Genomic DNA, 19998 nt, shown 5'->3' with positions numbered 1-19998 from the left:
AGGGGGCGGCCGGCGAAACCAAAAACAATAAAGGTGTGTTCCCGATGATGAAGACCTCCCTGCTTGCTCTGGGCCTGTTTGCCGCTCTGCCGTTCGCTGCTTCGGCCGCCGATGGCCTGTCGTACAACTACGTTGAAGGCGGCTACGTGAACACCGATGCCAAGGGTGGCGACGCTGACGGTTGGGCCGCCAAGGGCTCGGTCGCCGTGGCGCCGAACTTCCACATCTTTGGCGATTACAACTCCCAGGAAACCAAGCGCGGCAACGCAGACGTTGACCAGTGGCGCGTGGGCGTCGGCTACAACTACGGCATCGCGCCGACCACCGACCTGGTGGCCCGCGTCGCGTACCAGAAGTTCGACCCGAAGCACGGCCTGGACTTCAACGGCTACTCGACCGAAGTGGGCGTGCGCACTGCGTTCACCCCGATGATCGAAGGCTACGCGCTGGCCGGCTACGAGGACTTCAGCAAGAAGCACGGCATCAACCCGGACGGCGAGTTCTACGGCCGCGTCGGCGCCCAGGCCAAGTTCACCCCGAACTGGGGCCTGAGCGGCGAAGTGAAGCTGGCCAAGGCAGGCGACAAGGAATGGTTCGTCGGCCCGCGCTACACCTGGTAAGGCGATAGCTGCACGGTACGTTGTTGGATGGCGTGATCTCTCTCTCCCTCACGCCATGAAGCCCGGCTTAGTAGGCCGGGCTTCACTTATCTGGCGCTCACCTCGTCGGTGTGCCACGTAACAACCCAGCGAAGGCTGGGTTTTTGCGTTCAAAAAAAACCCCGGCATTGCCGGGGTTTTTCGTCATCACTTGAACAGCGTGTCCGGGTATTCCGGCTTCTGCTCGCGCGCCAGCAGCGCGCGCAGGCCTTCTTCCGGCGTCTGTTCGCCGTGCAGCACGGCGCGGACGCGGTCGGAGATGGGCAGGTCGATGCCATGGCGGCGTGCCTGGCGCATGACTTCATCGGCGGTCTGCACCGATTCGACCACCTGGCCAATCTCACGCACGGCATCCTGCAGGCTTTGCCCACGCCCCAGCGCCAGGCCGAGGCGACGGTTGCGCGAGAGGTCGCCGGTGCAGGTCAGCACCAGATCGCCCAGGCCCGCCAGGCCCATCAGGGTTTCCGGCTTGGCACCGATCGCAGCGGCAAGCCGCAGCATCTCGTTGAGGCCACGGGTGATCAGGCCGGCACGGGCGTTGAGGCCCAACTGCATGCCATCGGCGACGCCGGTGGCTACGGCCAGCACGTTCTTCATCGCACCGCCGAGTTCGGCGCCGACCATGTCATCGCCGGTATAGGCGCGGAAGGCCGGGCCATGCATCGCTTCGGCCACCTGCTGGGCGAAGTCGGCGTCGTCGCCGTGCACGGTAATCGCGGTGGGCAGGCCCAGCGTGACTTCCTTGGCGAACGACGGACCGGTCACCACCGCCAGCGGCACATCCGGCCCGAGGACCTCGCGTGCTACTTCGTGCAGGAAACGACCCGAGCCGGGCTCGAAGCCCTTGGTGGCCCAGGCCACGCCGGCATCGGCCGGGCGCAGCGGTGCCAATGCACGCACGGTTTCACCGAAGGCATGCGAGGGCACCACGACCAGGATCCAGCGCGCGTCCTTGACGGCAGCGGCCAGATCGGTGGTGGCACGCAGCGATTCCGGCAACGGAATGCCCGGCAGGTAGCGGGTGTTCTCGTGACGCTGGTCGATGGCGTCGACCATCGCCGCGTCGCGGCCCCACAGCACGGTCTGCTGACCGTGCCGCGCAAGCAGGCTCGCCAGGGCCGTGCCCCAGGAGCCGGCGCCGAGAACGGCGATCTTGTCTGCGTTGTTGCTCATCGTTGCGACAGCAGCGCCGATCAGGCGTTGCCGGCCGGCTCGGAATCAGCAAGCGAGGTTTCGCCCTGTTCCTGGCGCTGGCGCAGGGTTTCGGCGTACAGGCCTTCGAAGTTGATCGGCTGCAGGAAGAACGGCGGGAAGCCACCAGCCTGGATCAGCTCGCTCACCAGCGAACGCACGTACGGGAAGAGGATGTTCGGGCACTGGGTGCCCAGCAGCACGTCGATGGACTGCGGGTCCAGGCCGACCAGACCGAACACGCCGGCCTGCTGCACTTCTGCCACATAGGCGGTCTTGTCGCCGGCCTTGCAGGTCAGGGTGACGGCCAGCACGACTTCAAACGCGCTCTCGCCCAGGCGCTGCACGCGCTGGTTGAGGTTGAGCTGCAGCTCGGGCTGCACGGCTTCGTTGAACACGGCCGGAGCGTTCGGCGATTCGAAGGAAACGTCCTTGACGTAGATCTTCTCGACGGTGAACGCGGGACCAGTGGCGGCGTCGGCCGGCGCGATGGCGCCGTTGGTGTTCTCTTCGGACATTTCCTGTTGCTCCAGAATGAATGCAATGAATGCTGTAAAAATCGATTGTTACATGCCCTGCGATGGGGGCGTGTGGCGGCGCGCACAAGGCGTGCCACGCAATCGGGGCAAAATCAGTTGCGGCCCTTGACCAGCGGCAACTCGGCCTGCTGCCAGGCCGGAATGCCGCCGTCGAGCACGCTGACCTGCTCGAAACCGGCCTTCTTCAACGCCTTGGCGGCGGTTTCCGAGGCGGTACCGGTGCGGCAGACCAGCACGACCGGGCTCTGCTTGGCGTTGACCACCAGCTTGTGCTCGGGACCGAACTGGGCCGGCTGCACATTGCGGCTGCCGGCGATGTGACCCTTTTCGAAGTCGCTGCTGGACGACAGATCGACCACGACCGCGCCGCCCGCATTCATCAGCTGGGTCAGCTCGGCCGGCTTCAGGGACTTGTAGCCACGCAGCAGGCGGCGCACTTCGGTGACGATGATGGCTACGGTCAGGCCCACGAAGGCCATCGACAACATCGGGTTTCGGCCGGCAAAAGCCAGCAACTCTTCGTAATTCACTTGGATCACGGGTCGATAAGCGGGCGCCGATTGTCGCACATGCAGGCGAACCGGCGTCCAGCGGGGCGGTGAGGGCTCAGTTCTGGTCCTGCCAGAGGTCCGGCAGACCGCTGGCCTGCAGCCAGCGCTTGCCTTCGGCATCCCAGCGCCAGATTTCGTTGACCCGCACCGTGCGCTCGGCCTGGGTGTTGTTGTTGATCACGCGCACTTCGGCGCTGCGACCGACGCGGCCGCCGGGCATCGGCACGTTTTCGCCGGCACGGTAGCTGGAGATCTTCACCTGCTCGAAGCGGCGCAGCTCCAGGTCGGTCAGCGGGTGCGCCTTGGTGTACTCCGGGTCCAGGTACGGCAGCGCGTCTTCGGCGGTGCCCCAGCGCATGGTGGAGTCGTACTTGATCTGGACTTCCTCCAGCTCCCGGCGCTGCTTCTTGGTCAACTTCTCGGCCGCCACGGCCGCCACGCTGGTCAGCGCAAGCAGGCTCAGCAGCAGGATCTGGAAGGTACGGCGCATGCGAATTCCCCAATTGGCAAGGCGCCCATCCTACCGCCTTGCGAAGGCAACGAAGCGCCCGGTCAGTTCAGCCGCCGGCCTGCCGCCCTCGCCCGGCTGGCGGGCCACCACTTCGATGCGGGCCTTGCCGCGCTGGGCGAACGTGGCCAGGAAGACGGCCCAGTCGGCCTCGTCGGCGGCCTGGGCCTGGGCGTGCAGGTCCTCGTAGACCGGGGCCAGGTAGCGCACATGGCTGTCGGCCACGTAAACGTCGGCCTCGAAGCCGGCGAGACGAAGCCGCAGGGTGACCAGCGCCCAGCCGGACAGGGTGAGCGCCGAGGCCAGGCTGCCGCCGAAGGCATTGCCCTTGTCGTTGACATTGGCGGCCAGCGGCGCGCGCAGGTGCAACACGCCGTCGGCATGGGTATCCACGCGGATCTGCATGGCGGCCACCGGCGGCATGCGCTCAAGAACCTGCTGGAGCGCGGCCAGGTGCGCGGGCATCGAATCGGAATCGGACATCGGTACGGCGACGTTGCATCGAAGGCCTCGCATAATGCCCGCAATGAACCGCCCCGCACATGTGCCGGAATGGACCCTGCTGTCGCTGCGCCCGCGCGGCCAGCATGCCGCGCTGCGGCGTGCGGCCCGGCCGCTGGGCGCCCAGGTGCTGGCGTTGTCGCCCTGGGCGCTGGTGGCGCGCGACGATGCCGCTACCCGCGCCGCGCTGGCGCAGGCACTTGGCGCCGACCGGGTGGTATTCAGCAGCCCGGCGGCGGTGAATGCCGCCGCGCGCCTGCTACCGCTGGCGATGCCGCGCGGCGGCCGCTGGCTGGCGGTGGGCGCGGGCACAGCGGCGGCGCTGCAGCGGCATGGCATTACCGGGGTGCTGGCGCCCACCCGGATGGACAGCGAAGGCCTGCTCGACCTGCCCGAGCTGGCGGATCTGCAGGGGCTGCGTGCGGCCCTGGTCACCGCCCCGGGCGGCCGCGGCATCATCGCGGCCACGCTGCAGGCGCGCGGCGCACAGCTGGAGCGGGTGGACGTGTACCGCCGGGTGGCGCTCCCGCTGCCGCCCCGCCAACTGCAGCGGCTGCGCCGGCGTGCAGCGCCGTGGGTGCTGGCCCTGAGCAGCGCCGAGGCCCTTTCGCTGCTGCTGGCGCAGCTGCCAGCCGACCTGCTGGCGCGTCTCCAAAGCGCCCACGTGGTGGCCGCCAGCGCGCGCCTGGCCACGCTTGCGGCCGAGGCGGGCTTCGCCCACGTGACGCTGGCCGAGGGGCCGCTGCCGCTGCAGCTGGTCCAGGCCGCACACGCCGCTATCACCACCGCCGCAACTTCCTGAACAGGGGTCGCTTACGGCCTTGCAGGGCCTGCGGGCGAGGAGCGATGCTGTGCACCTGATCGATCGCCAGCTCGTGAATGCACCGGCGCGATCGACAAGGATGCCTGCATGAACGACGTAGTTCCGCCCCCGCCCCACCGACCGCTGCGCTGGATCGTGCCGCTTGCCGCGCTTGCGGTGATCGTGGGCGGCGCCGGTTGGGGCTGGAGCCTGTGGCAGGCCGAGCAGGCGCGCACGGCGCAGCGCGAGTCCGACGCCAATGTACTGGTGCAGGGTCTGGCCGGCAGCGTGGAAACGCTGCGCCGCGACCAGCGCTCCACCGCGCAGCGGGTGCAGGATGCCGCCGCCACCAACCGGGTGCTGCGCGATGAAATGCTGGGCCTGAGCCAGCGCAACGCGCTGCTGGAGGAAAACCTGGCCCGGCTGGCCGACAGCACCCGCCACAACGCCCAGGCGCTGCAACTGGAAGAGGCCGAGCTGCTGCTCAGCCAGGCCGGGCAGCGGCTGGCATTTGCCGACGACGTGGAGGGCGCCAAGCGGCTGTACGCGCTGGCCGCCGCCGCGCTGGAAGAGGTGCAGGGCACCGAATTCCTCAACCTGCGCCAGGCATTGATGCAGGAGCGCAACGCAGTGGATGCGCTCGGCCCGGGCGTGCGCGCCGGGATCAACCAGCGCCTGGGCGCGTTCGCGCACGCGCTGCTCGCATTGCCGGAACAGGTTGCTCCCGCACCGGGCACGGCCGCGCCGCCCTGGTGGCACCAGGTGCTGGCCCCGTTCGTGACCATCACCCCGACCGCCGCGCAGGGCCCGCTCACGCGTGCCGAGCGCACCGCCGCGTGGGATTCACTCCAGTTGGAGCTCACCCTGGCGCGCGCCGCCGTCGAGCGGGGCGACCAGGCCGGGTTCGAACAGGCGCTGGATCGCGTGGCGCTCTGGCTGCCGCGGCTGTGGCCGGATTCACCCGCCCTGCGCGAGCGTCGTGCTGAACTGCAGCAGTTGCGCACCCAAGTGCTACGCCCCCCGCTGCCCGAACTGGGCAGCACCCTGCAGCAACTGCGCGCCATGCGCGACGGGAGTTAAATGATGAAGCCGATTCAATCCGTGGTGGTGCTGCTGCTGGCCGTGGCGCTGGGCGTGATCGCCGCGCAGTGGCTGGGCGCCGATTCGCTGCGCCAGTACGGCGAGGTGATCTACCGCGCCGGTGGCAACGACTACCATTCCACCGTGCCGCAGGTGGCCTTGATGACGCTGGTGGGCGTACTGGTGCTGTGGCTGCTGTGGAGCCTGGTCGCATCGCCGTTCCGGGCCTGGGGCCGCTACCGCCGCAAGCAGGGCCGCGCCCGCCTGATCGAAGGCCTGCAGGCGCATGAGTACGGCCACTGGCAGCGCGCGGAAAAGCTGCTGGGCACGGCCGCCGAGGATGACGAAGTAAGCGCTGTTGCCTATGTCACCGCCGTGCGCAGCGCGCAGGCACGTGGAGACCAGGGCGCGGTGGACCAGTACCTGCAACGCCTGGCCGCTGCGGATGCCACTTCGCACGCGCTGCTGCAGGCCGAACGCCTGCTGCAGCAGGAGCGCCCGGTGGACGCGATCAACGCGCTGGACGCGCCCGGCATCCAGCCGCTGCCGCCGCGCGGCCTGTGGCTGCGTACCGAGGCCCTGGCGCGCGCCGAACGTGCCCACGAGGCCTACGGGCAGCTAGGTGCGTTGCGCAAGCAGAAGGTACTGCCCGATGACGCGGTCGCCGAACTGGAGGTTCGCCTGGCCGCGCAGTCGCTGCTTGAGGCGGCCGACGTGAATGCACTGGCCGCGCAGTGGGAAGCCACGCCCAAGGCGCTGCGCAGCGACCCGGACGTGGTGTCGGCCTACGCGTTGCGTGCGGCCGCGCTGGACTGGGACGAACCGGCGCTGCTCGCGCTGGAGCAGGCGCTGGACACGCGCTGGGACGAATCGCTGGTGACGCTGTACGGGCAGATGCCGGTGGAAAAGCTGGCCACGCGCCATGCCAACCTGCAGCGCTGGCTGGGCCAGCAGCCGTCCAGCCCCGCGCTGTTGCTGGCACTGGGCCGGATCGCGGTCCGCCAGGGCGAACACGTGCAGGCCGAAGACTACCTGCACCGTGCGATTGCCGCCGGCGCGGGCCCGGAAGCGTGGGAAGCACTTGGCGAGGTATTCGTCGCGCGCGGCGAACCCGCCCTGGCCGCGCAGTGCTACACCAATGCGCTGCGCCGGCAGCGTGGCGAAGACAGCACTGCGCTGGCGCATGCCACCGCACCGGTGGCACCGTTGGCAGCCGTAGTCCCGGAACGCGCCACGGTCGAGGAACAATCATTGATGATCGAACCCGCTGTGATCCGCGATGAACGCGACGAATTCGGCAACCCGATTCGATAACGCCGCGCCGATGGGCACGTAAGAGCACAAAAAAAGGCCGCCCTTTGGGGCGGCCTTTTTTGTCCGCAATGCGAACGCCTCAGCGTTCGACAATCGCCACCACGCCCATGCCGCCGGCGGTGCAGACCGACACCAGCGCACGACCACCGCCGCGTTCGGCCAGCTGCTTGGCGGCCGTGGCGATCACGCGCGCACCGGTGGCGGCGAACGGATGGCCGGTGGCCAGCGAGGAGCCCAGCGGGTTGATCTTGGCCGGGTCGATGCGGCCCAGCGGCGCCTCCAGGCCCAGGCGGTTGCGGCAGTAGTCTTCGCTTTCCCACGCGCGCAGCGTGCACAGCACCTGCGCGGCGAAGGCTTCATGGATCTCGTAGATGTCGAAATCCTGCAGGGTCAGGCCGTTGCGCTTGAGCATTTCCGGCACCGCGATGGTGGGCGCCATCAGCAGGCCTTCGCCGTGCACGAAATCGACGGCGGCCACCTGCGAGTCGCGCAGGTAGGCCAGCGGCTCGTGGCCGTGCGCGCGCGCCCATTCCTCGCTGGCCAGCAGCACCGCCGAGGCACCGTCGGTGAGCGGGGTGGAATTGGCGGCGGTCAGGGTGCCGCGACCGGACACCTTGTCGAACGCGGGCTTGAGCGTGGCCAGCTTTTCCAGCGAGGTGTCGGCGCGCAGGATGTTGTCACGCTCCACGCCGCGGAACGGCGCGATCAGGTCGGTGAAGAACCCGCGCTCATAGGCGGCGGCCAGCTTCTTGTGCGACGACACCGCCCACTCGTCCTGCGAGTCGCGCGAGATGTTCCACTCCTTGGCCATGTCCTCGCAGTGGTCGCCCATGCTCTTGCCGGTACGCGGCTCGGCCACGCCCGGGAATTCCGGCTTGAGCTCGCCCAGCTTGAAGCCGCGCACGATGGCCTTGATCTTGTCGCCGGTGGTCTTGGCGCGATTGGCCGCCAGCAGGCGCGCGCGCAGCTTCTTGCCGTACACGATCGGCACGTCGGAGGTGGTGTCCGAACCGCCGCCGATGCCCGATTCGATCTGGCCCAGCGCGATCTTGTTGGCCACCGCGATGATGGTATCCAGCGAGGTGCCGCAGGCGCGCTGCATGGTGATGCCCGGCGTCAGCGGCGACAGCCCCGACGACAGCGTGGCTTCGCGGCCGAGGTTCCAGTCGCTGGAATGCTTGATCACCGCGCCCATGGCGACTTCGCCCAGCTGTTGGCCGTGCAGGCCGAAGCGTTCGACCAGCGCGCCGAGCGTGCGCACCGACATGCCGAGGTTGCCGACGTCCGAATAGGCCGTGTTCTGGCGGCAGAACGGGATGCGGACGCCACCGAGGATGGCGACGGGACGAGCGTTGGGCATGGAGATACCTGGCATGGGAAGGGTGTCTGCAACATGGCCTGCACGAATGAGCAGGCATAATGGGGGCAAGTGTAGCTGCCGCCCTGTGATGGGCCAACCGTGATCCCATGAGCAAACCCGACCCCGGCATGAATGCCCTTGGCGTACTGGCATTGGAATTGGCCGGTGGAGACGCCCCGCGCCACGCGGCCCTGTCGTCCCAACAGGCCGGTGAACTGGCCGACCGCGTCGGCCGTGACCTGGCCAAACTCGTCCCCGGCGTGAGCGGGCTGGACTTCGTGTTCGCCGGCGCCCATTTCGACCCCGCCGAAGTACTGCGCCCGGGCTGGCCGATCCACCGCCGCCTGGAGGAACTGCAGATGCGCGCGCCCGGCCGCAACGAAGGCCCGCGCCTGCTGGCGTTCGGCGCCGGCGCCGACGGCGAAGTGCCGCTGCCCTTCCAGGCCGATGCCAGCCTCACCGGTGGTGGCCTGCGGGTGGTACCGTTCCTGCTCACCGGCACCGAGGTGGCCGCGACGGCTGCGGTCGCCGAGGCACTGGAAGAGGTGCTGCTGGCCCAGGGCATGGCCCAGGCCGATACCGCCCTGCAGGCGCAGAACGCCTTCGGTGCGCAGATCGAACACGCGCGCTATTTCACGGTGAACGACCTCGCCGCGATGATGTCGATGCAGTACGACAACCAGGGCCTGGCCGCGCTGTGGCCGCTGATCGAGACGGCACTGATGGCGCCGCAGACCGAACAGTGGCTGGACGCCGCGCCGGAGCCGCTGCTTCGATACGCTGACGGCGAAGTGCGTATGGCCCTGTTCGATCCGGCCGGCTGGTGCAATTTCTACAGCCACGGCACGGGCGACTGCGACCGCCTGCAGGGTATCTACGACCAATACCTGATGCGCCAGCGCCAGATGGCCGCCGTGCTGGAGGCGCACGGCCTGCCGGTGCTATTCGTGCATTGCGAAGCCGGGCAGGATGCGCGGGAATTGTTGACGCGCTGATCGACGGTCGCGCAGCCACCCATGGGGTGGCTCTACCGATGAATGAAAAACGCCGGCGATGCCGGCGTTTTTCATTCCGGTGGGTGCCGCCACACCGTGGCCACCCACCGTAGTGCCACCCCATGGGTGGCTACCCCTCGGCAGATCAGGGCGCGGCCTTGATCACCGCGCAAGCCAGACGCGCACCGGCATTGCCGGTCGGCTGGGTCTTGTAGTCATCCGGGTCGGCGTGGACGATCAGGCCACGACCGATGATGTCGTTGTCGTTGCCTTCGCCGATGTTGACGTTGGTGGAGACGGCGGCATCGACCACGGCATTGCCCTGGGCATCGGCGGTGATGTTCGGCATGTCGCCACCGTGGTGCGGGGTGGTGGCCACGTTGCCGTGGTCTTCCTTGCTCGGGTTGAAGTGGCCGCCGGCGCTGTCGCCGTTCGGCGCACTGCAGTCGCCCTTCTCATGGATGTGGAAGCCGTGCTCGCTGTTGGGCTTGAGGCCGCTGATCTCGCCCTTCACGTGCACCTTGCCGTCGACGACGCTGAAGGTGACGTTGCCCTTGACGGCATTGCCCTGGGTGGGCGCCAGCTCGGCGGTGGCGGTGTGGTTGGCGTGGGCCTCGCTGGTCATGGCCGGCGGCGCTTCGGTGGTGCGCGCGGTTTCGGCGATGGGCGGGGTGGCGGTGGCGGCATCGGCGGGGGCGTCGGCCGGCTTGTTGCAGGCGGTGAGGCCGAGGGTGGCGATCGCCGCGAACAGGGCGGTATGGATCAGGCGCATGTGGATCTCCTTACGGGTAGCGATGGAAGAAGCGACGTCGGTGGGCCGCGCGTTCAGCGCGGGACCCGGATGACGCCGCAGGCGATTCGGGCGCCGGCATTGCCTGCCGGCTGGCTGCGGTAATCGTCGGCGTTGGCGTGCACGACCAGCGCGCGGCCGACGATATCGGTGGCCGCACCGCCGCCGAGGGTGACGCCGGGAAGGCGCACATCGACGTTGACGCGGCCCTGTGCATCGGCGCGCAGGTTGTCCATGTCACCGGCATGATGCGCACCGGCGCCGTTGCGGCCGTGCGGCTGGTTGGCCGGGTTGAAATGCGGGCCGGCGCTGCTCGCATCGACGGCACTGCAATCGCCGCGCTCATGCACATGGAAGGCGGCGGTCTGCATCGGCTGCAGGCCCCCGATGGTGCCGGTGATATGCACGCCGCGTGCATCGGGCACCAGCGCCAGCCGGCCGCTGACGATACTGGCCGAGGCGGGCGCCAGCGCGGCGTCGGCCAGCTTGGCGGTGCTCACCACCGGCACAGCGGGCGCCGGCGCGGTGCGCTGCTCGGGCGCGGTACCGCAGGCGGAAAGCACCAGCAGCGCGGGGATCAGCAGGGCGAGTTGGGAACGACGCATCGGAAACTCCATGTCTGCAAACTAACGTCAGGGTCGTCCACGAACCATGAAATGCGCCGCCACGCGGCGCCAACGGGTCCATGAACGGGGATTCATCCGCCGCGTCGGCGCCCCGCGCCGAGCTTGCGGGTCAGGGTATTGCGGCCCATGCCCAGGCGCGCGGCGGCTTCGGCGCGGCGCCCGTGGGTGATCTGCAACGCGGCTTCCAGCAGTGCCTGGTCGACGCGCTCGCGCACCTGCGCGTGCAGCCCTTCGGCGCCTTCGGCCAAACGCTGCCGCGCCCAGGTCGAGAGCAGGGTTTCCCACTGCCCGGGATCGCCATGCGCGCGCGTGCGCGAGCCGGCGCCACGATGCAGCGCGCTGTCCACGTCGGCCACGCCGATGGTGTCCGACGCGGCCAGCGCCGCCATGCGCCAGCACACGTTCTCCAGTTCGCGCACGTTGCCCGGCCAGTCGTGCTCGCGCAGTGCCTGCAGCGCCGCGGCGGTCAGCCGCTTGGGCGGCGTGTCGAGCTTGCGCGCGGCGGCGGCCAGGAAGGTGTCGGCCAGCTGGGCAACGTCGTCGCGGCGTTCGCGCAGCGGCGGCAGGCGCAGGCGCACCACGTCCAAGCGGTGCAGCAGGTCGGCGCGGAAGCGCCCCTGCGCCACCAGCGTTTCCAGGTCCTGGTGGGTGGCGGCGATCACCCGCACATCGACACGGATCAGCTCGCGGCCACCGACGCGGAAGAACTCGCCCTCGGCCAGCACGCGTAGCAGCCGGGTCTGCAGCGGCAGCGGCATGTCGCCGATCTCATCGAGGAACAGCGTGCCGCCGTTGGCCTGTTCGAAGCGACCCACATGCCGGCGCTGCGCCCCGGTGAAGGCACCCGCTTCGTGGCCGAAGAGCTCGCTTTCCAGCAGTTCAGACGGAATGGCCGCGGTGTTCAACGCCACGAACGGGCCCTGCGCGCGAGGCGATTCGTGGTGCAGCGCGTGCGCGACCAGTTCCTTGCCGGTGCCGGTTTCACCGTTGATGAGCACCGACAACGGCGCCTGCGCCAGGCGGCCGATGGCGCGGAACAGCGCCCGCATCGCGGGGGTATCACCGACCAGTTGCGGGCGCTGGTCGGGCGCGGCCGGCTCCGCCACCGCGCTGCGTTCGGCCACGGCCGTGTCCGGCGCGGGCAAAACGCGCTGCGCCAGCGCCACGGCATCGTCCAGATCGAACGGCTTGGACAGGAATTCCTGCGCACCGCCCCGGAACGCGCCGGCGGTGCTGGCGACATCGGTATAGGCCGACATCACGATCACCGGCAGCTGCGGGTGCGCGGCCTTGAGCTTGTCCAGCAACACCAGCCCGTCGTCGCCGGGCATGCGTACATCGGTGAACAGCAGGTCCGGCGGCGGTTGTTCGGCCAGCATGGCCAGCGCGGCCGCCGCACCATCGAAGCCCTCCACCGCGTAACCGGCATCGCGCAGCGCCGTGCACAGCACGAAACGCACGGCGCGGTCGTCATCCACCACCCATACGCGCTGGGACGTGGCCTGGCTGTCATCCGCCATGCGCGGTCTCCTCGGTGGCGGGGGTGCCTTGCCCGATCGGCAGCTGCACGGTGAATACGGTGTGGCCCGGCCGCGAGCGGTAGGTCAGCGTGCCGCGGTGTTCGCGCGCTACCTGCTGGGCCAGTGCCAGGCCCAGCCCGGTGCCTTCGGCGCGGCCGCTGACCAGCGGCAGGAACAGGTGCTCGGCCAGCGCCTCGGGCACGCCGCGGCCGTCGTCGGCAATTTCCAGGCGCAGCGCCATCGGCTGCAGCTGGTCGCCGATGCGTATGCCGTGTTCGACCCGGGTGCGCAGGGTGACGGTGCCGGCGCCGGCCTGGATCGCATTCCGCACCAGGTTCCACACCGCCTGGGTGAGGCGGTCGGCGTCGCCGTCAAATTCGGGAATGCTGGGGTCGTAGTCGCGCTGCAGCCGCACGGCCCAGCCGCCCTCGCTTTCGGCCAAGCGCAGCACGCGCTCCAGCGAGGCGTGGATGTTGAGCGGCGCATGCGGTGCGGCCGGTGCCGGCGACAGCAGCTGCTCCAGCAACCCGTTCAGCCGTTCGATTTCGGACCCGATCAGCTCGATCAGCTCGCGCTCTTCCGGGTCGCGCTGCAGGCTGCGCCGGGCCAGCAGCTGGGCGGCCCCCTTCAAACCGGCCAGCGGGTTGCGCAGCTCATGGGCCAGACCCTTGAGGGCCGCGCTCAGCGCACTGGGTAGCGCCTGGGTGGGGTCCATGCCGGGAAACTCGTCCACCGGGTGGGCTTCCAGCAGCCAGCCGTCTTCCTCGTGGCGGCTCAGCCAGCCCTCGGCGAAGCGGGGGGCCTCGCCGGGCAGGGCCAGCGCCAGCCGGTGCAGGCGCAGCGTGTCGCGTTCACCGCGTGCCAGGAAATGCGCCAGCGCCTCGCCCTGCACCTCCAATGACGCCAGCGGCTGGCCCAGCAGGCGCCGCACGCTCACGCCCAGCCACCGCGCGAAGGCGGGGTTGCAGCCGGCGACGCGGCCTTCGGCATCGGCCCAGGCGACCGGGGTGCCAAGGACATCGAGGGACGGAGACGGTGGAGCGGCAGTCATTGCACCAATGTAGTGCAAAAGTGGGGCGGTTGCTCAGTCCAGCAGATCGTGCGCGGCCGTGTCTGCAGCCGCTCCCGTTGTCGCTGCGATCTACAGGGACCGATAGGTCGCGGGCAGCCGATTTGCTGCCTGGCAATGGCGTCAGGCCGTTTTCGCTCAGTCCACAAACACCCGTGACCAGTCATCGCGCACGCTTACCAGCGGCCAGCCGCGCTCCTTCGCCAGCGCCACCGACTTCTGCGCGCCGGAGGTGTACGGAATGTCGCGCTCGTCATCGTCATGCGTGACCAGCAGCGCCAGCGACGCACCCTTGCCCTGGGTGGCGAACTGCAGCATCTGGATATCGCCGTTGGAATTGCCGGCGGCGAAGATCGGGCGCGCGCCGATGCGGCTCCAGATCCTGACCACCTTGTTGGGGCCGTCATCGAACACCTCCAGCCTGGAGGTGTGGAACAGCTTGCCGACGCCGTCTTCTTCGCGGTACTCCAAGGCAACCGTGGTACCCACCACGCGCTCCGGCGGAATGCCATAGAGCTCGGCGGTGATCGGCCGCATGAAGTCGCGCCCGCCGCCGGACACGATGTAGTTGGTGAACTGATTGGCCTCCAGGTAGTGCAGCAGTTCGCGCATCGGCGCGTACGCCGTCTTGAGATAGGGTCGCTTCAGCACTGGGTTCTGCGCGCTGCGCAGGAAGTGTTCGGCTCGTTCTGCGAACGCGCCGACCTCGTCATCCACATAGGCCGACAGCAGTCCCGCCGCCATCTGCTTGAGCGCGGTGTCATCGCCTTCGTAGTGTTGGGTGATGACACCACCCAGCCATGCCTGGTCCTTGTCGTGCACGGCTTTCCACGGCTGCTTCTCGCATAGCGCGGGATCTGCGGCGGCCTGTTCGGCGATGCGGCGGAGGAGGAAGTCGGCCTGGATGGGCATCGGCTTTTCGCACCACAGGCAGCCGTCGTTGTCGAACACCGCGATCCTGGCGGCGGGCGGCACGTAGTCGGTGCCGCCCTCCTGGGTGACCCTCGCTACGAAGGCGATGATCGCCTGGCGCGTCGCGCCGTGATTCCAACTCTTCAGCAGACCTTCCTGCATGACCCCGTCTCCGTGCGTACAGATTCACCGGAAATGCTATTCCGATCATGCAGTTGGCACCTGCGCAGAACCACTGCCCGCATCGCGGTAGTTCTACTGGACGTGCGGCATTGCACCAATGCGGGCCAGCAAATATCGAGGCCCGGTGGCCTGCATCCGTTTCGCAGGACGCCCCGTACCTTTCCATGTCCTCACCCTGAGGGCCGAAGAATCCAGGAGATATTCCATGCGCACCATTCTTCACCGCGTCACCGCGATCGCCAGTTTCGCCGTGCTGTCCTCCGCCGCCTCATTCAGCTACGCCGCCGATACCGTCATGGTCGGCGGGGCAGCCATGTACCCGACCAAGACCATCGTCGAGAACGCCCTCAACTCCAAGGACCACACCACGTTGGTGGCCGCCGTAAAGGCCGCCGGCCTAGTGGACACGCTCAACAGCAAGGGTCCCTTCACCGTCTTTGCGCCGACCAACGCCGCCTTCGCCAAGCTGCCTGCCGGCACCGTCGATACCCTGATCAAGCCTGAGCACAAGGCCGATCTGACCAAGATCCTGACGTACCACGTGGTGCCCGGCACCTACACGTCGCAGAAGCTGATGGCCGACGCGAAGGCGCATGGGGGAATGACCACGCTGAAGACCGTTCAGGGCGAACCGCTGACCATCAAGCTGCATGACGGCAAGCTGTGGGTCGTGGATGCCAAGGGCGGAAAGGCCGGCGTCTCCATTGCCGACGTGACGCAGTCCAATGGCGTGATCCATGTGATCGATACGGTTCTCATGCCGAAGTAAACGCGCAGGGCTGGCGGGCATCCAACGATGCCCGCCAAGGCGCGGTAGAGCCACGCCCTGCGTGGCTGTGCGGCGCCGAACGAAACGCAGCCACGCACGGCGTGGCTCTACGTCCGGTGCCTGCAGGAGGTGCCGCGCAGCGCCACGGCCGCTGTTTGCGCGTGACCGGCACGAGAAAAACGAGTGCCAGGCAAGCCGCGATCACGGCGACCCCCATGCGAATGTTGGCCGCCTGCAGCGACGGCTGCGCCAACTGCAGGAATGCAACGTAGGCCGCCACGGGAACGCCGGATCTTGGCACCGGCATTGATGCGGTCAGCCGTGCTGCCAGCGGGTAATCAACCTCCGGCAGGTGCCACCGGCAACGCGGCGCCCTTTGGCCAGAGCAACCAGATATTGCCCTTCTGTTTCATGTCGCCGGCCAGCTTGCCGGCGGCATCGCCGGTGCCCCAGAACAGGTCGGCCCGGACTTCGCCGGCGATGGCGCCGCCGGTGTCCTGCGCGGCGACCGGGCGCACCACCGGCGTGCCGTCCGGGCGGGTGGTCGACAGCCACAGCAGGCTGCCCAGCGGCACCACAGTGCGGTCCACCGCGACGCTGTAGCCCGCCGTCAGCGGCACGTTCAATGAGCCGCGCGGGCCGTTGCCGTCGTCCGGCCCCTTGCTGAAGAACACATAGCTGGGGTTGCTGGCCAGCAGTTCCGGAATGCGCGCCGGGTGCGCGTTGGCCCAGGTGCGGATGGCGTCCATGGTGACGTCTTCTTTCTTCAGTTCACCCTGCTCCACCAGCCAGCGGCCGATGGGGCGATACGGGTGGCCGTTCTGGTCGGCGTAGGCGATGCGCAGCTGGCGGCCATCGTCCAGGCGGATGCGACCGGAGCCCTGGATCTGCAGGAACTGCAGGTCCATGGGGTGGGTCAGCCACGCCAGCACCGGTGCGTTGGCGCCCTTGGCGTTGATGGTGGCGGCGTCGTCGTAGGGCCTGAGCACGCGGCCCTGCACACGGCCGCGCAGGCGCTTGCCCTTGAGTTCGGGGTAGAGGTCGTCGAGCTGCACGCTGACCATGTCGGTGGGTACGCCGTACACCGGCACCGATGCCGCAGGCGTGCGGGTCAGGCTGCCGGGGTAGACCGGTTCGTAATAGCCGGTGATGAGACCGTCGGCGCGGTTGCCGCCGGCACGCAGTGCGTAGACGTCGAGGCGGTCCTGCAGGAACTGGCGGATGTCGGCCGGTGTTGCAGCGACGTTGGCGGCGGCGGCGCAGGTGGACGCCCAGGTGGTGTCGGTCTTGAGGCGTGTGCAGGCGCTGCGCCAGGCGGCGAAGCCTGCCTGGAGGTCGGTGTCGGCCACGGCGGGGAGTGCCTTCCAATCGGCCCTGGCGTAGGTGTTGGTCGCGGTTCTGGTTACGGTGGGCGGTGCATCCGGCTTCGGGGTGCTGATGCTGCAGGCGGTGAGGAGGGACAGGCCCAGGAGGGTCAAGGCGGGGTGCTTGAATGCGGCGGGGATGCGCTTGGCCGTCATGGAGGCTCTTCTGGGGTGGTGTCGACTGTTGATTGTAGGTGGCGGTTGCTGAAGCAGCGGACTAACAGTCCGCTCTACCCCGTCGCATGTAGGCCGGTCGTGCGTGCCGTCGCATGGGGGCCAGCCCGTGTACGGCGTCGCATGTGGGACAGCCGTGCGTGCGGTCGGCATCCTCCGTGGTCGCAGCGGCCTGGCTGCGTCCGCTCAGCGCGTCTGTTGCAGCAGCGAGTGCAGGATGCGGGCGTCTTCGGCGTCGAGCTGCGGCGGCAGGTCGTCGCGGCCGCGGAAGCGGCGGTGGAACGCGCCTGCCGCCGCCGCGCGATCGTCGAGCGGGTAGCCGAAAGCCTGGAGTGCGAGCCAGGGATCGAAGCCTGCGGGGGCCGGGCCATCGCTGGCGCGCGGCCATACGCCGAAGCCGGCCTCTGCCAGCTGCTGCCAAGGGAAGTAGCGGCTGGGGTCCTGCTTCCGGGCCGGCGCCAGGTCGGCGTGGGCGATGATCTGGGTGCGCGGAATGTTCAGGCGCGCGCACAGGTCGTCGAGCAGGCGGACCAGGGCGGCGATCTGGTCGGGCGCGAACGGGCTGTTGCCGTCGTTGTCGATCTCGATGCCGATTGAGGCGGAGTTGAGATCGGTGATCGTGCCCCAGCGGCCGCCGCCGGCATGCCAGGCGCGGCGGTTGTCGGCCACCAGCTGGTAGATGTGGCCATCCGAACCGACCAGGTAATGCGAGCTGACCTTACCGCCGCTGTTGGCGGTTCGCAGGGTGTGCAGGCTCTGCTGCACGTTGTCCTGGTCGGTGTGGTGCAACACGATGATGACCGGGCTGCGCGCGTTGTGGTTCGGCGACGGCACCCAGGTCGCGAGCGGGCTGCGCACGTCGGTGCTGGCGCAGGCGGCGAGCAGGACGGTGGCGAGCAGCATGAGCGGAAGGCGGAATCGGCGCATGGCTCGATTGTGGCCGATTGGGGTGCGGGGCGCGAATGCAGGAAAAAGGCCGGTGTTCCTTTCGGGACACCGGCCAAGATGACGTCTCTCTCTCTCGTTTCTTGTTTCTTCGGTTGCCGGGCAGAGCCCGGCGCTACCGGGTGGATCATTGTTTGATTAGTTGCCGACCAACAGTCGGCACTACACAGTCGGCACTACCGATTGCTTGGCCGTCAGGCCTCGTAGGCCGATTCGCCATGCGAGGTTACATCCAGGCCGGTGCGCTCGGCTTCCTCGGTCACGCGCAGGCCGAAGACCAGGCGCACCACCAGCAGGATCGCTACGGTGACGACGGCACACCAGACGATGGTGAAGCCCACGCTGACCAGCTGCACCCACACCTGGTGGCCGATGTCGAGGTCGGCCTTGGTGCCGCCCAGCGACTGCGCACTGAACACGCCGGTGAGCAGCGCGCCGACGATACCGCCCACGCCATGCACGCCGAACACGTCGGCGGTGTCATCGACCTTGAGCAGGCGCTTGAGACCGGTGACGCCCCACACGCAGACCACGCCGGTGACCAGGCCGATCACGATGGCGCCCAGCGGACCCACGGTGCCGCAGGCCGGGGTGATGCCGACCAGGCCCGCAACCGCGCCCGAGGCGGCACCCAGCGCGGACGGCTTGCCCTTGCTGACCGCTTCCACCAGGGTCCAGCCCAGTACCGCAGCGGCGGTGGCGAGGATGGTGTTGATGAAGGCCAGCGAGGCCACGGTGTCGGCGGCGGCGGCGGAACCGGCGTTGAAGCCGAACCAACCCACCCACAGCAGCATCGCGCCGATGTACGTGAACGGCACGTTGTGCGGCTTGAGCGCGGTCTGGCCGTAGCCGATGCGCTTGCCGACGAAGTACGCGGCCACCAGGCCGGCGACACCCGCGTTGATGTGCACCACGGTGCCACCGGCGAAGTCGATCGCACCCATCGCGCCCAGGTAACCGCCGCCCCACACGATGTGCGCCATCGGGATGTAGCTCAGGGTGAACCACAGCGCCGAGAACAGCAGCACGGCCTTGAACTTGATGCGCTCGGCGAACGCACCGACGATCAGCGCGGTGGTGATGCCGGCGAAGGTGGACTGGAAGGCGACGAACAGGTAATCGGGCAGGCCCTTGATCGGGGTGTTGCCAACCGAGTCGGGGGCGAAGCCCTTGAGGAAGGCGAACTGGGTGAACGAGCCGAAGAACTGGTTGCCTTCGCTGAACACCGCGCTGTAGCCATAGGCCACCCACAGCATCAGCACCAGCGAGAACACCACCAGGATCTGGCTGAGGATGGACAACACGTTCTTGGAGCGGACCAGGCCGCCGTAGAACAACGCCAGGCCCGGCACGACCATCAGCAGGACCAGCAGGGTGGAGGTCAGCATCCAGGCCACGTCGCCGTGGTCGAAGCTGGGCGCCGCGGCGGCGGCAGGTTCAGCGGCCGCGGCGGGCGCGGCGTCGGGGGTGGGCAGCGGTTCGACGGCCACGCTTTCGGTCGGTGCCGGGCTTACCTGGGCCTGGGCATGTGCGGTGCCAGAGAAGGCGCCAACGGCCAGCGCGCTGATGAGCATCATCAGGCACACGGCATGGAACCGGGCTTGCCACCCGGTGAACAAGGAAGTCTTCATTGTGGGCTCCGAGTGAGAGTTAGAGCGCGTCCGCGCCGATTTCGCCGGTGCGGATGCGCACGACCTGTTCGACCGCGGTGACGAAAATCTTGCCGTCGCCGATCTTGCCGGTGCCGGCCGCGTTCTGGATGGCTTCGACCACGGCGTCCAGGCGGTCGTCGGTGACCACGGTTTCAATCTTGATCTTCGGCAGGAAGTCCACGACGTACTCCGCGCCGCGGTACAACTCGGTGTGACCCTTCTGGCGACCGAAACCCTTGACCTCGGTCACGGTGATGCCCGACACGCCCGCATCGGAGAGGGCCTCGCGGACCTCGTCGAGCTTGAACGGCCGGATGATGGCGGAGATCAGTTTCATGCGCATATCCCGATGGTGGATGGAACCGGCCTGCAATCGCAGGCCGATGTCAGGTCAACCGACGACCACTTGCACATGGCCGCCGGTCGTTGCGCCGGACGTTGCATGGACCACGCCGGTGCCGACGCCCGTGAGGGCGACGCCAGCGGTGACGCGG

Annotated in this window: 21 protein-coding genes; 6 read left to right on the top strand and 15 right to left on the bottom strand. The window is 68.5% G+C overall.

The genetic code is table 11. The annotated features are described in order from the left end of the window. Positions 1-47 precede the first annotated feature (47 nt). Positions 48-620 carry an Ax21 family protein gene (locus tag ACOZHM_RS06840; RefSeq protein WP_421568383.1) on the top strand — a complete coding sequence of 191 codons (573 nt, stop codon included), beginning with the start codon at positions 48-50 and terminating at the stop codon, positions 618-620. Positions 621-806: 186 nt separating this feature from the next. On the opposite strand, the gene ACOZHM_RS06835 is transcribed toward ACOZHM_RS06840, so the two are convergent. The 5 genes from ACOZHM_RS06835 to ACOZHM_RS06815 form a co-directional block, all read right to left on the bottom strand. Next, entirely contained in the window at positions 807-1832 is a 1026-nt protein-coding gene (locus ACOZHM_RS06835; protein ID WP_421568381.1) for an NAD(P)H-dependent glycerol-3-phosphate dehydrogenase, read from the bottom strand. 20 nt (positions 1833-1852) lie between these two features. Continuing rightward, positions 1853-2368, bottom strand: a complete 516-nt coding sequence (secB, locus tag ACOZHM_RS06830) for a protein-export chaperone SecB (protein ID WP_313342263.1) — start codon at positions 2366-2368, stop codon at positions 1853-1855. A gap of 113 nt (positions 2369-2481) precedes the next feature. Next, entirely contained in the window at positions 2482-2919 is a 438-nt protein-coding gene (locus tag ACOZHM_RS06825) for a rhodanese-like domain-containing protein (RefSeq protein WP_421568379.1), read from the bottom strand. Between the two features lie 76 nt (positions 2920-2995). Continuing rightward, positions 2996-3430, bottom strand: a complete 435-nt coding sequence (locus tag ACOZHM_RS06820) for a hypothetical protein (protein ID WP_421568378.1) — start codon at positions 3428-3430, stop codon at positions 2996-2998. 30 nt (positions 3431-3460) lie between these two features. Next, positions 3461-3931: a YiiD C-terminal domain-containing protein gene (locus ACOZHM_RS06815; protein WP_421568377.1), complete on the bottom strand. Its 471-nt coding sequence runs from the start codon at positions 3929-3931 to the stop codon at positions 3461-3463. 43 nt (positions 3932-3974) lie between these two features. Between ACOZHM_RS06815 and ACOZHM_RS06810 the strand changes: the two genes are divergently transcribed. The 3 genes from ACOZHM_RS06810 to ACOZHM_RS06800 all read left to right on the top strand — a co-directional run bounded on the left by ACOZHM_RS06810 (position 3975) and on the right by ACOZHM_RS06800 (position 7145). Continuing rightward, positions 3975-4751 carry a uroporphyrinogen-III synthase gene (locus ACOZHM_RS06810; RefSeq protein ID WP_421568376.1) on the top strand — a complete coding sequence of 259 codons (777 nt, stop codon included), beginning with the start codon at positions 3975-3977 and terminating at the stop codon, positions 4749-4751. A 108-nt stretch (positions 4752-4859) separates the two neighbouring features. Next, a complete protein-coding gene (locus ACOZHM_RS06805; RefSeq protein WP_421568374.1) occupies positions 4860-5831 on the top strand; it encodes a uroporphyrinogen-III C-methyltransferase in 972 nt (323 codons plus the stop codon). 3 nt (positions 5832-5834) lie between these two features. Next, positions 5835-7145 carry a heme biosynthesis protein HemY gene (locus ACOZHM_RS06800; RefSeq protein WP_421568372.1) on the top strand — a complete coding sequence of 437 codons (1311 nt, stop codon included), beginning with the start codon at positions 5835-5837 and terminating at the stop codon, positions 7143-7145. A gap of 79 nt (positions 7146-7224) precedes the next feature. Here ACOZHM_RS06800 and ACOZHM_RS06795 read toward each other — a convergent pair whose 3' ends face one another. Next, positions 7225-8520 (bottom strand): acetyl-CoA C-acetyltransferase, encoded by a 1296-nt coding sequence (locus ACOZHM_RS06795; protein WP_421568371.1) that lies wholly within the window; start codon positions 8518-8520, stop codon positions 7225-7227. A 92-nt stretch (positions 8521-8612) separates the two neighbouring features. Here ACOZHM_RS06795 and ACOZHM_RS06790 point away from each other — a divergent pair, with 92 nt between their 5' ends. Continuing rightward, positions 8613-9500, top strand: coding sequence for a hypothetical protein (locus ACOZHM_RS06790; RefSeq protein ID WP_421568370.1), 888 nt, complete (start codon positions 8613-8615; stop codon positions 9498-9500). Between the two features lie 145 nt (positions 9501-9645). On the opposite strand, the gene ACOZHM_RS06785 is transcribed toward ACOZHM_RS06790, so the two are convergent. From ACOZHM_RS06785 to ACOZHM_RS06765, 5 genes are all read right to left on the bottom strand, one after another. Next, on the bottom strand, positions 9646-10272 hold the full coding sequence (locus tag ACOZHM_RS06785; RefSeq protein ID WP_421568369.1) for a superoxide dismutase family protein: 627 nt from the start codon (positions 10270-10272) through the stop codon (positions 9646-9648). A 53-nt stretch (positions 10273-10325) separates the two neighbouring features. Then, positions 10326-10895 carry a superoxide dismutase family protein gene (locus ACOZHM_RS06780; protein WP_421568367.1) on the bottom strand — a complete coding sequence of 190 codons (570 nt, stop codon included), beginning with the start codon at positions 10893-10895 and terminating at the stop codon, positions 10326-10328. Positions 10896-10987: 92 nt separating this feature from the next. After that, positions 10988-12436: a nitrogen regulation protein NR(I) gene (ntrC, locus tag ACOZHM_RS06775; protein ID WP_421568366.1), complete on the bottom strand. Its 1449-nt coding sequence runs from the start codon at positions 12434-12436 to the stop codon at positions 10988-10990. After that, positions 12426-13487 (bottom strand): two-component system sensor histidine kinase NtrB, encoded by a 1062-nt coding sequence (locus ACOZHM_RS06770; protein WP_421568364.1) that lies wholly within the window; start codon positions 13485-13487, stop codon positions 12426-12428. Before ACOZHM_RS06770 ends, ntrC begins: the two co-directional genes overlap by 11 nt. Positions 13488-13643: 156 nt before the next feature. After that, positions 13644-14579 carry an HAD family hydrolase gene (locus ACOZHM_RS06765; RefSeq protein ID WP_421568363.1) on the bottom strand — a complete coding sequence of 312 codons (936 nt, stop codon included), beginning with the start codon at positions 14577-14579 and terminating at the stop codon, positions 13644-13646. Between the two features lie 226 nt (positions 14580-14805). On the opposite strand from ACOZHM_RS06765, the gene ACOZHM_RS06760 reads away from it, so the two are divergent. After that, positions 14806-15369: a fasciclin domain-containing protein gene (locus ACOZHM_RS06760; RefSeq protein WP_421568361.1), complete on the top strand. Its 564-nt coding sequence runs from the start codon at positions 14806-14808 to the stop codon at positions 15367-15369. Positions 15370-15707: 338 nt separating this feature from the next. Here ACOZHM_RS06760 and ACOZHM_RS06755 read toward each other — a convergent pair whose 3' ends face one another. The 4 genes from ACOZHM_RS06755 to ACOZHM_RS06740 all read right to left on the bottom strand — a co-directional run bounded on the left by ACOZHM_RS06755 (position 15708) and on the right by ACOZHM_RS06740 (position 19841). Then, positions 15708-16889, bottom strand: a complete 1182-nt coding sequence (locus tag ACOZHM_RS06755) for a murein transglycosylase A (protein WP_421568359.1) — start codon at positions 16887-16889, stop codon at positions 15708-15710. 204 nt (positions 16890-17093) lie between these two features. After that, positions 17094-17834, bottom strand: coding sequence for an N-acetylmuramoyl-L-alanine amidase (locus tag ACOZHM_RS06750; RefSeq protein WP_421568358.1), 741 nt, complete (start codon positions 17832-17834; stop codon positions 17094-17096). 212 nt (positions 17835-18046) lie between these two features. Beyond that, positions 18047-19483, bottom strand: coding sequence for an ammonium transporter (locus tag ACOZHM_RS06745; protein ID WP_421568356.1), 1437 nt, complete (start codon positions 19481-19483; stop codon positions 18047-18049). 19 nt (positions 19484-19502) lie between these two features. Then, positions 19503-19841, bottom strand: a complete 339-nt coding sequence (locus ACOZHM_RS06740; protein WP_026070924.1) for a P-II family nitrogen regulator — start codon at positions 19839-19841, stop codon at positions 19503-19505. Positions 19842-19998 lie beyond the last annotated feature (157 nt).

Source organism: Stenotrophomonas sp. PD6, from assembly GCF_049199305.1.
GTDB lineage: Bacteria > Pseudomonadota > Gammaproteobacteria > Xanthomonadales > Xanthomonadaceae > Stenotrophomonas.
This window is presented reverse-complemented; position numbering and strand designations above follow the sequence as displayed.